Raw genomic sequence first — 15093 nt, 5'->3', positions numbered from 1 at the left:
CCGCCCCCTATTCCGCTTTGGGCGCGGCCTTCTTCTTTGTCGGCGCCTTCTTCTTGGCTGCGGGCTTTTTTGCCGCTGCTTTTTTCGCCGGAGCCTTTTTAGTCGCCGCCTTCTTCTTGGCAGGAGCCTTCTTGCGAGTTTTCTTCTTCGCAGGGCCCTTGGCAGCGCGTGCGTCGATCAATTCAATCGCCTTGGCCGCCTCAATATCCTCAGGCTTAATGTCCTTGGGGATCGTCGCATTGGTCGTGCCATCGGTGACGTAAGGGCCATAACGCCCCGGCATCACCTTGATCTCGCCGCCAGAGGTTGGGTGTTCACCCAGCGTCTTAATCGGCTCCGCCTTCGCGCGGCCACCTTTGCGATTGGCCGCTTCTGCGAGCAGCACAACCGCTTGGTTCATGCCGGTTTCAAACACATCAATCGTGTTCTTCATATTGGCATATTTGCCATCGTGGCGAAGATAGGGGCCATAGCGGCCAATCGCGGCTTCAATGTCCTTACCCGTCTCAGGGTGCGGGCCGATGATGCGCGGCAGGTCGAGCAGTTTTACTGCCCACTCTAGGTTGAAATCATCGAGGTCCTTTGGGATCGAAGCGCGCGACTTTTTATCCTCATGCTCCATCTCAACGTAAGGGCCAAAGCGCCCGGATTTGCGGTGAATTTCCGCGCCCGTCTCTGGGTGCACGCCCATCAGGCCATCGTCTGATCCATCGTCTCCGCCCGGCTGTGCAAAGCGGCGGGTGAATTTGCATTCGGGGTAATTCTGACACGCGATAAACGCGCCGAATTTGCCGCCGCGAAGCGACAGGCGGCCATTTTCGCGGCCCTCGGTCTCGCACAATGGGCAGTGACGCGCATCCTTGCCGTCTTCGCGCGGTGGGAAGAGGTAGTCGGAGAGGTATTCGTCCAACGCCTCAGTCACTTCCGAAGGCAGTTTTTCCATGACCTCATCGGCCTTGGGTTTGAAATCTTCCCAGAATTTCGCCAGCAGCGCTTTATAATCCTCGCGCCCATCGGAAACCGTGTCGAGCTCATCCTCCATCCCTGCGGTGAAGTCATAAGCGACGTATGTCGGGAAGAAACGTTCGAGGAAGGATGTGAGCAGCCGCCCTGATTCCTCGGCAAAGAACCGCTTGCTTTCGACGCGCACATAATTGCGGTCACGCAATGTTTGGATGGTCGAGGCATAGGTCGATGGACGGCCAATCCCCAATTCTTCCAACCGCTTAACAAGGCTAGCTTCGGAAAAACGCGGCGGTGGCTGGGTAAAGTGCTGCGTGGCTTCGACCGATTTTTTCGCTGGCGTATCGCCCGCTTTCAAAGCCGGGAGGAGGCCATCTTCATCCTCTTCCTTGTCGTCAAAGCCCTCTTGATAGATTGCAAAGAAGCCGGGGAAGACCACGACCTGACCCGTCGCGCGCAGTTCATGTTGGCCCGTGGCATCCACCATGGAAACGGTCGTCCGCTCCAATTGCGCGGTTGCCATTTGCGACGCCATCGCCCGCTTCCAGATCAGCGAATAAAGCTTGCCCTCATCGCCGCTACCGGCGCGGTCTTTCGAGAAATTCGTTGGTCGGATCGCCTCGTGCGCTTCTTGCGCGTTCTTGGCTTTGGTTGAGTAAAAGCGCGGTTTTTCAGGGCAATATCCCGCATCATACCGGTCACCAATTTCATGGCGACACGCGGCAATCGCGCTGCCATCCATCTGGACGCCGTCGGTCCGCATGTACGTGATCGCACCGGCTTCATAAAGGCGCTGCGCTGCGCTCATGGTCTGGCTGGCGGAGAAGCCGAGTTTACGCGCGGCCTCTTGTTGCATGGTCGATGTTGTGAACGGAGGGGCCGGATTGCGTTTGAGCGGCTTTTTCTCAACGTTCTCGACAGTAAAGCGCCCGCCTTCGACAGCGGCTTTCGCCTCCATCGCTTGTGCCTCTTGGCCAAGGCTCAATTTCTCCAGCTTTTCGCCTTTGAACCGCACCAGCCGCCCGTCAAACTCGGTTCCGGCATGTTCAAGCTTGGCAAGCACCGACCAATATTCGTCAGGCTTAAACGCCTCAATCTCGCGCTCACGCTCAACAATCAAACGCAAAGCCACCGATTGCACACGGCCAGCGGACTTTGCTCCCGGCAGCTTGCGCCAAAGAACGGGCGAGAGCGTAAATCCAAACAGGTAGTCGAGCGCACGGCGGCCCAAATAGGCGTCAATCAAAGGTTGATCGAGTTCGCGCGGGGCCTGCATTGCCTCGGTCACAGCCTTCTTCGTGATCGAGTTGAACGTCACCCGGTCAACCTTGGTGGGCAGCGCTTTGCGTTTCTTCAAAACGTCCATAACATGCCAACTGATCGCTTCCCCTTCCCGGTCAGGGTCGGTCGCGAGAACAAGGCGCGATGCGCCCTTCGCCGCGTCAGAGATCGCTTTGACCTGTTCGCGGTTGCGCTTGTCGGAATACACCTCCCAGCTCATGGAAAAGCCATCATCTGGCACCACGCTGCCGTCCTTAGGCGGCAGATCGCGGATGTGGCCGTATGAGGCGAGGACTTTAAAGTCGCCGCCGAGATATTTCTCAATAGTCTTCGCCTTCGCGGGCGATTCAACAATGACAAGCTGCATGAGAGAGGGTTCGATTTCCTTACACGTGTACGTACGCGCGAGGGTGGGACCTCGTTCGCTTTCGCGTCAAGTAGGTTTATGAGGGGCTCACGGCAAGAGCCCTGTTCGAATGCGATTATTTGAAGGCGTCTGCGGGCTCTTCCTGATTGGTGCCCAGCTGGCGATAGACAGTCACGGTAAAGCCCGCAAAGATCACTGAGGAGATGCTTTCGAGGACAGCCGCCGATAATGCGGTAACAATCGCACCAATGCCAGCCAAACTGACAGAGAAGACCCCGACCACAATTGTGAAGGCACCAACGGCAAGAAACAAGATCAGACTTGCGCCAAAAATCGACCAGCCGTAACCTCTGGTGAGCTGGTTGCTGTCGCCAAATGCATCCATTGCCTGATCATCGCGTGTTAGCACCAATGGCAAGACTGCGACCCAACGCACAGCAAGGTAGATGCCGGGAATCAGCAAGACAATCAAGCCAAGCCCAATACCGATCCAAGACAGGATGGTGATACCGACGAACGGAAGGAAACGATCGAAACTGGGAGATGAGGTCTGCCAGGTCATGGCTGCGATGAGCCAGTAGTGAGCGACAAGTCCAACGACAAATGTGGCAAACACAACAATAACTGCCAAAGGACCTTGCGAAAGCAAAGCCTCATCAATCACCAACCCCATACCGAACGAGTCCCCCACGTCTTCCGGATTGAAGTATCCCGAAAGAGCGCCCAGAGGGATCATGATCGCAAGGTAAACCAATGCGATGTTTCTGTTGTTGCGAAGCTCGTCAACGGTTCCGTTGAGAAAGCTCGAAAGACCTGCTCTGTCGTTCATTTAGCCCCCATTTTACAGTTGCCGTGATCTCGCTCATTCACGCTGCATCCGGCTCACGCCGCCATCGTCATGGCGTTCCAGCTCACCCGACAGCTCCAATTCAAGCAGCACCATTTGCACCGCAGCGGGCTGCGAGCCAGATTGGCGGATGAGTTCATCCACTCCAATGGGAGCTTTGGTAAGCAAGCGGCCAATCGTGTCTGCTTCATCACCCGAAGCTTTCGCCTCACCCCACTCCAGCTTGCTTAGCTCTTCGTAGTTAAAGTCGCTGGCCTCTTCGGCCACGCGGTAGGTTGATCGCGGGGCTCCGGTGAAGGTTTCCAGCAGTTCAATCACATCTTGTGGTTCGGATACCAGCACCGCTCCATCGCGGATGAGCTGATTGCAACCGGCTGAGCGCGGATCGAGTGGGGAGCCGGGGATCGCCATAACCTCCCTGCCCGCTTCGCCTGCTAACCTTGCAGTGATGAGCGAGCCTGACCTCGGCGCAGCCTCCACCACCAATGTGCCGCTTGCGAGACCTGCGATAATGCGGTTGCGGCTGGGGAAATGGCGACCACGCGGCTCTGTGCCGGGGGGCTGTTCTGCGATCAGAAGGCCCTCGGATGCGATCTTTTCTTGAAGCTCTTTGTGCTGCGGCGGATAAGCAATGTCGATGCCGCTTGCGATCACGCCGATCGTCTTGGGATGGCTGCCTTCGTGCGCTGCGCCGTCGATACCGCGCGCAAGGCCGCTGACCACGGTGAGCCCGCCTTGCGAAAGCTCCCGCGCCCAATCACGCGCCAGTTTCGTCGCTGCACCCGAAGCATTGCGCGCGCCCACTATGGCAACGCAAGGCCCGCTCGCGAGGGCGAGATGACCACGGCATGTGATAATCGGAGGCGAGCTGCCGATCTCGGCAAGCAGCGCTGGATAGTGATCTTGATCGTGGAACAGGTAGCGCGCGCCTGAGGCAATCACGCCCTCAATCTCGCGCTCGATCTTTTCTTTGGGCGCTGCACGGTACGCCTTTTTGCCGCGTGAACCCAGGTCAGGCAGGCCGTCGATTGCATCAACCGCATTGCCAAAACGCGCCAGCAATTGGCGATAGGAAACGGGGCCAATGTTGGGCGAGCGAAGGAGGCGGATGCGGGCGAAGGCTTCTGCCTGCGAAAGCCCCACCTCATCGTTCACTTCTTGCCGCCAATCCTTGGTTCTTCGCCCTTCATCAGACGCCCGATATTCTCTCGGTGGAGATAAATGATGAGGCCTGCAATCGCGGCGAGCACGGGGAAGAATTGTGGGAACCCAAACAGGGCAGCGGCCGCCGCAGAAGCTACAACGGCGCTCATCCCGGCAAGGCTTGAGATGCGGAAAATGCCGAGCATGGACAGCCAAATCAGCGCATATGCCCCGCCAATTGCCCAAGCAAGGCCGAACGAAACGCCCGCATTGGTGGCAACGCCCTTACCGCCTTTGAAACCCAGCCAAACGGGGTAACAATGTCCGATAACCGCGCCGCCAGCAGCAAAGGCTTTGGCAACATCACTCGCATCGCCTGCCCAGATGATACTTGCGGCAAAAACAGGCGCAAACCCTTTCAAAAGGTCGAGCAGTAAAGTGCCCGCGGCCAACCCCTTATTGCCCGTGCGCAGCACATTGGTTGCGCCGATATTGCCCGAACCAATATCGCGCACATCGCCCATTCCGGCAGCTTTGGTGAGCAAAAGCCCAAAGGGGATTGAGCCCGACAAATAGCCCAAAATCGCGGCAAGTATTGGTTCCATGATCCACTTTCTGCCGCACTGCGCGGCTTCCCTTTTCCAAATGCCTAAGTAATAGACCACAGAACCTCAAGTTCGCAGTCGAGAAAAAGCAATCCTTTCTGACCCCGCCTCCCCGATCCTTTTGCTCGACACCGGCGTCGGCGGCCTGAGTGTCCTGGGCGAAGTGCGCAAAGCTTTGCCCGGTGCGCCGATCCTTTTCGCCGCCGATTATGCGGGCCAGCCATACGGCCAGAAAACCGAAGCGCAGGTTGCCGCGCGGGTCGCGGGGCTCCTTGGCCGGATAACGGAGCGTTATCACCCTCGCCTTGCCTGCATCGCGTGCAATACGGCGAGCACGATTGCGCTTGGCATGGTGCGCGAAGTTCTGGAAATTCCGATTGTCGGAACGGTCCCTGCAATCAAACCAGCGGCGGAAAACACGCGCACGGGCGTTATCGGCCTGCTCGGCACCGCTGGCACCATTCGCCAACCTTATGTCGATGAGCTTGAACGCAACTTTGCCAGTGACAAAACGCTGCTGCGCCATGCTGCACCCGAGCTTGTCTACGAGGCAGAAACCAAATTGCGCGGGGGCACCCCGGACCGCAAAGTGCTGGCCGCGGCGCTTAACGCTATGACCGAAAGGGATGAAGCGATGGCCATGGACCAGGTCATCCTTGGCTGCACCCACTTCCCCCTTGTTCGCGAGGAATTGGCGGATGTGGCTGTGTTTGACCTTGGCTGGCCTGCCGATGTGCAATTTATCGACGGCGCGGCAGGCATCGCGCGGCGCATCGCGCATCTTCTGGACGGCGAAACGTTTGAACGGTCCGGGCCTGACCGCGCAGTGACCACGGGTGATCTGGATCACTTTTTGGCGCTCAAACCCGTGCTATCAACCTATGGAATCGATCAGATTGAACAGTTTTAATCGCAAGCCATTCGCAAAGATCACGGGTTTTAATCCGCGTATCGCCTGCTAAACAGCGCCTGTGAAACTTTTGGACCATTGGCGGGTTATATGGTCCTGAATGAGATAAAGATGAGACATCGACGAGCCTGAAGACGGGCCGCGAAGTTGGGATAAAGAACCTGTCATATGAATTACGATCAGATTTTTGATTCAGCGATTGACCGCCTTCACGAAGAGGGCCGTTACCGCGTCTTTATCGACATCATGCGCAACAAAGGCGCCTACCCCAATGCGCGTTGTTTCCACGGCCACAATGGGCCAAAGCCTATCACGGTTTGGTGTTCCAATGACTATCTTTGCATGGGTCAACACGATGTTGTCATCGGCGCGATGGAAGACGCGCTGCACGATGTAGGCGCGGGCTCTGGCGGCACGCGCAATATCGGGGGCAACACCCACCTTCACGTAGAGCTTGAAAAAGAGCTGGCGGAACTGCACGGCAAAGAAGGCGCGCTGCTTTTCACTAGCGGCTATGTCTCCAACGATGCGACGCTTTCAACGCTCGCCAAATTGCTGCCCGGTTGTGTGATCTTTTCGGACGAATTGAACCATGCCAGTATGATCGCAGGCATCCGCAATTCCGGTTGCGCAAAACGTGTATTCCGCCACAATGATCTGGCGCATTTGGAAGAGCTTCTGGCCGCAGAAGACGCCGACACGCCTAAGCTGATCGCTTTTGAGAGCGTCTATTCCATGGACGGCGATGTCGCCCCAATCCATGCGATTTGTGATCTGGCTGAAAAATACAACGCCCTTACCTATATCGACGAAGTGCACGCGGTTGGCATGTACGGCGAACACGGTGGCGGCATTTCGGAGCGCGATAACGCAGCCCACCGCATCGACATTATCGAGGGCACTTTGGGCAAAGCCTTCGGCGTTATGGGCGGATACATCACCGCCAGCACCAAGGTAATCGACTGCGTGCGCTCTTATGCGCCCGGCTTCATCTTCACGACTTCGCTGTCACCGGTTCTGGTTGCAGGCGTGCTTGCCTCAGTGAAGCACCTCAAATCCTCCAACGTAGAGCGCAACGCGCAGCAACAAGCCGCCGCAACGCTCAAGCTGCAATTTGCAGAAGCGGGCCTTCCTGTGATGGATTCGGTCACGCATATCGTGCCGCTGATGGTGGGCGATCCAGCGCGCGCCAAGAAGATCAGCGACATTCTGCTCGCCGAATACGGCGTTTACGTCCAGCCGATCAATTACCCAACCGTGCCGCGCGGAACAGAGCGCCTGCGCTTCACCCCCGGCCCGCATCACACCGAAGCGATGATGACCGAGCTAACCGAGGCTCTTGTCGAGATTTGGGACCGGCTCGATATGGAGCTCGCCGAGGCGGCTTGAGCAAATCAATACACGGCTGAATATCAGTAGTCATTATCTTCTAGGCAGCGGTAGGAAATCCACCAATCCGAGAATCTCCCAGGCGGAAGTGTTCCTTGATTCCTCTGTCTTATCCGATTGAGTGCCTCACAAACGCATCGTTCAGCCTGTCTATCGGCACGTTCTCTATACCTTCTGTTAGGTCCCCTCAAAGCCATCCGATAAGAATGAATGCACTTTTCAATTTGCATAGTAAGATCTCGAAGCAGATCTTCATCAATGACTAGGAGACTGATGATCTCCTCGGCACCTTGCAAAGAAAGGGCCCGACGTTGCCTGTCATTCAATTCATCTTCTACTGCTTCAATCTGCGCCGGAATATCCAAGTTCTGAGCGAAGCCCAATTGGCCTCTGCGCTGATTCAATAAGGCAGCGATCGAGCTAAGAGATCCAAAAACGGAGAGAATTTCAAGCATTGCTTCATAAAGCTATTCAACCCTGATTTGTCAAATCAGCCTCAATGCGATCAATTTGGCTATACACTTGATGTAGCAAGAACGAAACGGCACACTCCCCTGCACGAGAGGGAGAGACACAAATGGCCACCACATTTGATCGGGCAAAACTCGACACCGGCGCGCTTGATATCAGACCGATGACACCAGCGATTGGGGCAGAGATCCATGGCATTGATCTTGGTGCATCGGACATCGCGTCCCGTGTACCGGAAGTGCGCGCAGCCCTCCTGAAATATGGCGTAATCTTCTTCCGCGATCAGGATTTGACGCAGGAACAGCACATCTCCTTTGCGCGGCATTTTGGCGATCTGGAGGTGCACCCTGCCACTCCCAAAGGTCAACCCAACCCCGAAGTTCTGCGCATCGCTCACGGTCCCAAAAGCCGGGGTCAGGAGAACAATTGGCACTCTGATGTGACATGGCGCGAGGAGCCGTCCTTGGGCTCCATCCTTATGGCGCGCGAAGTGCCCGAATGCGGAGGCGACACCTGCTTTGCCAATATGCACCTCGCCTATGAACGCCTAAGCGAACAGATGAAGCGCTTTTGCGAAGGCCTGACCGCGGTGCACGATATTGCCCGTGTGTTTGCCAAACGCCTCGATAAGGCGCCCGCCGACCTCCACGAGAAATATCCGCCCATCCGCCACCCCGTAATCCGCACGCATCCCGAGACGGGTGAGCGGGTGGTCTATGTCAACAATGGCTTCACCAGCCATATTGAGGGGCTTTCCAAGCAAGAAAGCGAATGGGTCCTCGACCAGCTGTATAAGACCGCATGGGATGTCGAAATCCAATGCCGTTTCCGCTGGCAAAAGGGCTCCATCGCGTTTTGGGACAACCGCGTGTGCCAACATTTGGCGGTCTCTGACTATTTCCCCGCAAAGCGCGTGATGGAACGGGTAACGATTGCAGGCGACCGCCCTTACTTTTAGGCCATATTTCACTCCATAGGCGTCCCGCTTCCGTAGCGTCCTTTGCGCTTGGCCAAAGCTGCGCTACCCCTCCTCACCAAACAGAGTACGGGAGAGCCTACAGTGGCCAATGAATACGGCGATGAAACACAAACTCACGCGCAAGTTGTAAACGGGCGGCGGTCAATCAGGGGCTATCTCGATAAGCCCGTTCCGCAAGAATTGCTCGAAGAGGTGCTGGCAATGGCCATGCGCTCGCCTTCGTCGATGAATACGCAGCCCTATCATTGGCATGTCATTACCGGTGAGCCGCTTGATCGCATTCGCAAAGGCAATACGGAGCGCATTCTTGCCGGTGAACCCGACAGCCGTGAATTCCGCAAAGGTCACGCTTTCCAAGGCGTTCACCGTGACCGCCAAGTGGGCTGCGCAATCCAATTGTTCGAAGCCATGGGCATTGGCCGCGATGATAAGGAAAAACGTCAGGATTGGGTGCTGCGTGGGTTTAGGCAATTCGACGCGCCCGTGTGCGTCATCATCACCTATGACAAAGAGCTGGAAGACGCCGACGACACCGTCTTCGACTGCGGCGCGGCCACAACCGCTCTGGTCAATGCCGCATGGTCAAAAGGCCTTGGCTGCGTGATCAACTCACAAGGCATTATGCAAAGTCCCGTGGTGCGCGAACATGCAGGCATTCCAGAAACCCAAGTCATCATGAAAGCGGTTGCCCTTGGCTGGCCCGATCCGGATTTTCCCGCGAACCCAGTGAAGATCGTGCGCCGCGAGGTGAGCGAGGCTGCGCGGTTTGTGGGGTTTGAATGACGCGCTGCTCTATTGTCTAAGAGCTTTGGCTAACACCTCTGGATTGTAGAGGCTGTCAGCCTCGGCATCTGTGATATCGGGCATTGATCGCAGTCGCTCTTGCAACGCGGCGAGTTGGTTTTGCGCGTCAGGATCGCGCGCATTTAACCGCTGTCTCAGCGCACCCATCTCTCGCGAACGCTCGATCAGCCAATTACGCAAATGGGTGTGGCTTGTGCGGTTCACTCGCTCGTGGATTGAACGTATTTGGCTCTGCCCGCTGGAAAGCAGCAAGGCGGCCAATTCACTCTCAGCATTGCGTGCCCGGTGCATCGCTTGATCAACGGCCAAACGAAGATCGGCAAAATCCTGCGTCAAACTACGCGGGTTTCGGATGGGCTCTTGTCGCGGGCCGGAGAGGCGCAGGGCCCTCACATAGGTCGCAATCGGGGCGAGTGTGCTGGAAGGTGCGGCAGCGCCTGAAAATTCGCCAATGATGATTGTGGTCAAAAAGGCTTCGAGTTCACCGCTCTTCATACTGTGATCGACCTTGTCGGCCATCGTCAAATCAGGGATGACAATAGGGTCGAACGTTTGATTTCCCAGTGATTTGCTAAAGAAGCTGTGGGTGGTGTCGGCCGTCCCTGCTTCTCCTGAGATCGCAGGAAACAGGAAATGCGGATTGTCGGTTCCGTTCACATGACACGAATGGCACGAAATACCCGCCTTCGCTGCTTGCCCGCCAAGCAAGAGCGGTGCCTCAAATAAGAATTCGCCCACCAACAGATCATTGCGCAAGGACTCGGGCGACGCATAGTGATCCGCCAGCTCACTATCCATTGCTGCAACAAAGAGCGCCTCGCGATCAACATGGGGTTCGCTCGAAAGCGCCTCCAACTGTCCATCAGCAGCAAGCCAGGCAGTTTCGCGCAAACTCAACTGTGAATGCTGCGCCGCGCAGGCCGAAAGGCCAAACGCGGCGGCAGCAAAGGTTATCAGGATTGCGCTTTTACGATCCAAGTGCGCAGTTCCTCTGCTTCAAAACAGCCAAAATCGCAGATGGCATCAAGCTTGGCGAGATTATCCTTCGCACCGGAGATATCGCCGCGCTCAACCTTCAATTCGCCGTAATATTCAAGCGCGCCGAGATGATTTGGCGCAACGTTCAAAGCGCGGTCGTAATAGGATTGCGCCGCATCAAAACGGCCAAGTTTACGGTTGGCAAAGCCCTGATATGTGAGGATGTCGGGGTGTGGGCCAAACGCCAAGGCGGCCTTGCGAAGGTAGCGAAGGCCTTCCTCATGCTCATCACGGTTGATCGCGCTGACGGCTTGATAATAAAGCGCATCATTGGCGCTGAGATCAGCGAATTCCTTGAGCGAAGGTCCAAGGCTGGCTTGTGCTTCGCCGCCCATCGCTTTCTCAACCGCAGCAACGGATTGGGTCAGGACAGCTTGATCTGCACATGAACCGCCACAATTCGCATTGAGCGCATTGAGTTCAGCGAGCATTTCCCGCGCATCTTCCATGCGCTCAAGCTGAATGTAAGCAAGCGCGAGATCGCGTTTCGCCTCGATCCGATCAGGTGAATACTTCACCGCGTTTTCAAGCGGTTTGCGGGCGCGTTTTGGTTTGCCTGCCTGCATATAAGAAGCACCCAAAAGATAATGCGCCTCGCCATTGCGGCGCGCCACACGCGTGACCCTTTTGAAATGACTCGCCGCCTGATCAAAATCGCCTGCGTTGTATGCGGCAACGCCCTCACGATATTCTTCGGCCGGGTCGTATTGCGGTCCACTCGCGCTGGGAGCTGCGCCGCCGCCACCGCCTCCTCCACCTGCGGCCGAAACTAGCGAGACCGGTGTAGCCATAAGGCCGCCCGTGATCAAAAGTGCAGCTGCGAGCTTTGCGGGTTGGAAGCGTTTCGTCATTGCCATTCTCTCCGTACCAGACTGTCCTGCGCACGAAATCAGCAAGACATATGTCTTGAGTACGTTCGAAGACGGGCTTTGGTTACTCACCTATCAGAGGTAAGTGCAGGGGGAGCATAAAAAGGTTCAATCTTTCTCCAAACTTTCTGTGCCGTGCTGGGAGACAAATTGCACACCTGGGCGCGGTGTCTCATCCACCCGAAGTTCAAAGATGTCCGGGCGAGAATAGTGACCGACAACATCAAAGTCATAGCGGGCGCGGACTAGCTCATCCCGGTCAATTTTTGCTGTGACCAGTCCCGCGCCTGCCTCGGCAGGTCCGGCCAATACATCGCCCAGTGGCCCTACGATCAAGCTCCCACCGGCGATCAGATCGCGTTCATCGCCCCAGCCGTCGGCCTTGACCCCAAGCGCCTCTGGGCTCGGCTGGTACTGGCAGGCGCTGGCAAGGAAGCAGCGCCCTTCATGGGCGATATGACGCATGGAAGCCTGCCATACATCGCGGTGATCGACCGTGGGTGCGCACCAGATATCGACGCCCTTTGCATACATTGCCGCCCGGAAAAGCGGCATGTGGTTTTCCCAACAAATCGCTGCGCCAATCCGGCCAAAATCGGTGGCGATTACTGGCATGGTCGAACCATCACCAAGGCCCCAGATCAGCCGTTCAGCGCCCGTGGGCATAAGCTTGCGGTGTTTTGCAACCAGCCCTTCATCAGGCGTGATAAAGAGCGCGGTGCAATATAGCGAATTTCCGCCACGCTCGATCACGCCAAGAACGATGATCGTGCCAAGGCGTTTGGACAGATCGCTTAGTTCCGCAATCTCTGCCCCGTCCAGATCAACCGCATTGTTGTAATATCGCTCAAAATCTTCGCGCCCTCTTGGCAAGCGATACCCCAAGCGAGTGCCAAAATCCGAACCCTTGGGATACCCGCCAAGCAGTGCTTCGGGCATGACGAGAATGTCGGGTGAGGCGCTGGCCAATTCTGGTTCTCGTGCAAGGATCTTGGCGAGCGTTTCGGTTTTGCCTTTAGGGTCAGAGCCGATCTGGAGGGCGGCGAGTGTGGCTTTGGTCATTTGTGAGCAATGGCCACGCATCGAACGAAGAGCAAGTTTCAATCTGACTAAGCTGCGTAATTGCTAGCGAATCTATGCGAAGTTTTGTGTCAAAACTGCGTGCCGGTAGTTGAAGCCTGAATGCGGTCCTTCAGCTTCCGACCCAAGTGCGGACTTTGGCATCTGTGCGCAATGAGGGGAAAGTTTCAGTTAGTCTGACAACATTCCACCAGAACTTACCCATGTAATCAATTTGCATGATGTGCGGGAAAATACGTCCGCCTAGCCTTTTTGTCGCAACGTGCATTGTACAGCGTCACGGCAGCAGAGGGAACAATCAGCATGGGCAATCCAAAATCGATAGTCCGGTCGACAATGATCGCGTTGGCTATCAGTGCATCATTGATAAGCAGCGGAGCTGCTGCGCAGCCAGGGGTTTCGACGCAAGATGGTCCGACTATGCAACGAATGAAGCGTCTATTTGAGGCCCGGGTCGTTACGATCATGCGCACGTGCCACCTCGGGCAATATGCTGAACTTAGAGCCGAGTTGCGTAGCACAAGAGACACAGTGTCGGACAATCACACCCTGCTTTCTACTTCGCCGCAACCTCAAGATGCTAATCAGCGCAGGGATCGTGCTGATAGACGCCAAGACCTTTACCACGCAGGAATCCTGCTGCGTGACTATGACCAAAATTTGTACGGTTCCTGCGATCCCGCCTCGCTTGAACGTTCAGTCATTTTCTTCAAGGAAGTTTGTGCTCCAGATTATACAAGTGAAAAACTGGCAAAGCTTCAGATGGTCGTAGGCCTTTACAAGCAACGAGCCGAAGCTGCACGAGCGCTAGGCGGCAACAGCACCATTTCGTCTCGCAAAGCGCTGGTTGAGTATGAGGCCGCGCTCAAGAACTATAAAGACGCTAGCAGTTACAGGCCATCGGATTGTGAAGAGCCACCGCCCAACTCAAACTTACCCAATTCCGGCGATATCGATGACGGCGGCGACACGATTGAGATTGCTGACATTGGCAGCGGGCCAGATGGCCTTTTAGCAGGGGCTGCACCTACGGATGATTTGGAACGCCAATGGTCTTGGGTCGTCGGTCTTTGGGATATTGATGGCATTGGTGGACAGATAGAATTTAGGGTGGAGGCAGATGGCACCCTGTCTGCCTATATCGCCGCTACCAATCAGCACATGATTGATCATGGGTATGTATCTGGCATGCAAGTCGCGCGTGGATTCCGCATGGCCGGAACTGACGGAGTTACATGGAGATATTGGGCGAACAGTGGAGAGGTGTTCTCTGCTCAATATCCCGATAGAGGGCCAGGCGACACTTGGGGCACAGCAAGATGGATCGAGGGCGGTGTCATGTTTCTTCCAAAAAATAGAGCTAACGTCTCAATTAATCCATTATTGAAAAATCGTCTTGCAAATTTCACCAATCCGCTAGTGAGACCCGATACCTCAGCGCTTGATAGTATTATCGCAGAATACAATGAGCGAACCGCCTCGCTGGATGAAGCGGGAGCACGTACCGAGCGGTTGGAGTTAGTGCAATCGGCCATCGATGCGCTGAATTCGCAATCAGCTAGTTCTATAGATGCTCAGCGTGCAGCTCAGATGCTAGCGTTATTGAACGAACGCGGCGCATTGCGTGACAATCCTGAATTGACTGACGCTATCAATACGTTGGAACAAAGCAGCCATTCAGCCGACGAAGCAGCTGCATGGCAAACTCTCGTTGCCCATATGGCAGCAAGCGGTGCACATTTTTCCCAACCTATTCGCGGCAATGACTATGACGAACAAGCCGCAGCGCAAATGTTCCGCGTGGTGCGTTATGCCTCGACATTGCAGGATGATTTGCGCGATGCGCGCGGTGCCTTAGCCAATAGCAACATGTCCAGGACGACGGCAGCTTTGGCAAGATTGCAGGGGATCGCAACACTTGCTGGAAATCCGCGCAATCAAACAGCCGGATCATTGATGGACGGAATTCGCAACATCGGCGTACGGTCCGGGCGCGTCCCTGGGCCTATATCAGCGTTCGAATTTCCTGCTGCGATAGCCACCGGTTTACTGGACAATACGATTGCTGGAGTTCGAGCAAGTGCGGATGCGCTGGTCGATGTTCGAGACGCTATCGGTGGGGATCAAGCCGCGGAACAGCGCGCCATTTCCGCTGCTAGAAGGGTGAACACGATCCTGTCAGCTCCTGGTTATGCAGATTCTGTGGTCCGTTCAGTAGGAAATCGGGTAATCGAGCGTATTCCCTTCGTAAGAACGATGGCTAACTGGTTACGTTGATCGATGACAAAACACTCTCGTTCAATTCATGCGAAATTCGTAGGTCGGCTCCCACCCCCCAATTTCAGAC

12 protein-coding genes are annotated in these 15093 nt (G+C 55.9%); 5 read left to right on the top strand and 7 right to left on the bottom strand.

Annotated features, from left to right (window positions below):
- Positions 1-7: 7 nt before the first annotated feature.
- The 4 genes from topA to plsY all read right to left on the bottom strand — a co-directional run bounded on the left by topA (position 8) and on the right by plsY (position 5206).
- On the bottom strand, positions 8-2611 hold the full coding sequence (gene topA, locus ABJ205_RS06405; RefSeq protein WP_348510021.1) for a type I DNA topoisomerase: 2604 nt from the start codon (positions 2609-2611) through the stop codon (positions 8-10).
- 115 nt (positions 2612-2726) lie between these two features.
- The gene (locus tag ABJ205_RS06400) at positions 2727-3440 is read right to left on the bottom strand and encodes a glycerophosphoryl diester phosphodiesterase membrane domain-containing protein (RefSeq protein ID WP_348155638.1); all 714 of its coding nucleotides are present in this window, start codon (positions 3438-3440) and stop codon (positions 2727-2729) included.
- Positions 3441-3473: 33 nt separating this feature from the next.
- Positions 3474-4613 (bottom strand): DNA-processing protein DprA, encoded by a 1140-nt coding sequence (dprA, locus tag ABJ205_RS06395; protein ID WP_348155640.1) that lies wholly within the window; start codon positions 4611-4613, stop codon positions 3474-3476.
- Complete coding sequence (gene plsY, locus ABJ205_RS06390; RefSeq protein WP_348155642.1) at positions 4610-5206, bottom strand: glycerol-3-phosphate 1-O-acyltransferase PlsY; 597 nt, start codon at positions 5204-5206, stop codon at positions 4610-4612. Before plsY ends, dprA begins: the two co-directional genes overlap by 4 nt.
- Positions 5207-5327: 121 nt before the next feature.
- On the opposite strand from plsY, the gene murI reads away from it, so the two are divergent.
- From murI to ABJ205_RS06370, 4 genes are all read left to right on the top strand, one after another.
- Positions 5328-6116: a glutamate racemase gene (gene murI / locus ABJ205_RS06385; RefSeq protein ID WP_348155644.1), complete on the top strand. Its 789-nt coding sequence runs from the start codon at positions 5328-5330 to the stop codon at positions 6114-6116.
- 168 nt (positions 6117-6284) lie between these two features.
- A complete protein-coding gene (gene hemA, locus ABJ205_RS06380; protein WP_348155645.1) occupies positions 6285-7505 on the top strand; it encodes a 5-aminolevulinate synthase in 1221 nt (406 codons plus the stop codon).
- 577 nt (positions 7506-8082) lie between these two features.
- Positions 8083-8934: a TauD/TfdA family dioxygenase gene (locus tag ABJ205_RS06375; RefSeq protein ID WP_348155647.1), complete on the top strand. Its 852-nt coding sequence runs from the start codon at positions 8083-8085 to the stop codon at positions 8932-8934.
- A 102-nt stretch (positions 8935-9036) separates the two neighbouring features.
- On the top strand, positions 9037-9738 hold the full coding sequence (locus tag ABJ205_RS06370) for a nitroreductase (RefSeq protein WP_348155649.1): 702 nt from the start codon (positions 9037-9039) through the stop codon (positions 9736-9738).
- A 9-nt stretch (positions 9739-9747) separates the two neighbouring features.
- On the opposite strand, the gene ABJ205_RS06365 is transcribed toward ABJ205_RS06370, so the two are convergent.
- The 3 genes from ABJ205_RS06365 to ABJ205_RS06355 all read right to left on the bottom strand — a co-directional run bounded on the left by ABJ205_RS06365 (position 9748) and on the right by ABJ205_RS06355 (position 12728).
- Complete coding sequence (locus ABJ205_RS06365; RefSeq protein ID WP_348155651.1) at positions 9748-10737, bottom strand: hypothetical protein; 990 nt, start codon at positions 10735-10737, stop codon at positions 9748-9750.
- Positions 10713-11648: a tetratricopeptide repeat protein gene (locus ABJ205_RS06360; RefSeq protein WP_348155653.1), complete on the bottom strand. Its 936-nt coding sequence runs from the start codon at positions 11646-11648 to the stop codon at positions 10713-10715. The genes ABJ205_RS06365 and ABJ205_RS06360 overlap by 25 nt, the downstream gene beginning before the upstream one ends.
- 126 nt (positions 11649-11774) lie before the next feature.
- Positions 11775-12728, bottom strand: coding sequence for a carbon-nitrogen hydrolase family protein (locus tag ABJ205_RS06355; RefSeq protein ID WP_348155654.1), 954 nt, complete (start codon positions 12726-12728; stop codon positions 11775-11777).
- 321 nt (positions 12729-13049) lie between these two features.
- Between ABJ205_RS06355 and ABJ205_RS06350 the strand changes: the two genes are divergently transcribed.
- The gene (locus ABJ205_RS06350) at positions 13050-15023 is read left to right on the top strand and encodes a hypothetical protein (RefSeq protein WP_348155656.1); all 1974 of its coding nucleotides are present in this window, start codon (positions 13050-13052) and stop codon (positions 15021-15023) included.
- Positions 15024-15093 lie beyond the last annotated feature (70 nt).

It is taken from the genome of Erythrobacter sp., assembly GCF_039988855.1.
In the GTDB taxonomy this organism is placed as follows: domain Bacteria; phylum Pseudomonadota; class Alphaproteobacteria; order Sphingomonadales; family Sphingomonadaceae; genus Erythrobacter.
The sequence above is the reverse complement of the archived record's forward strand: the minus strand, read 5'-3'. Positions and strand labels throughout refer to the sequence as shown.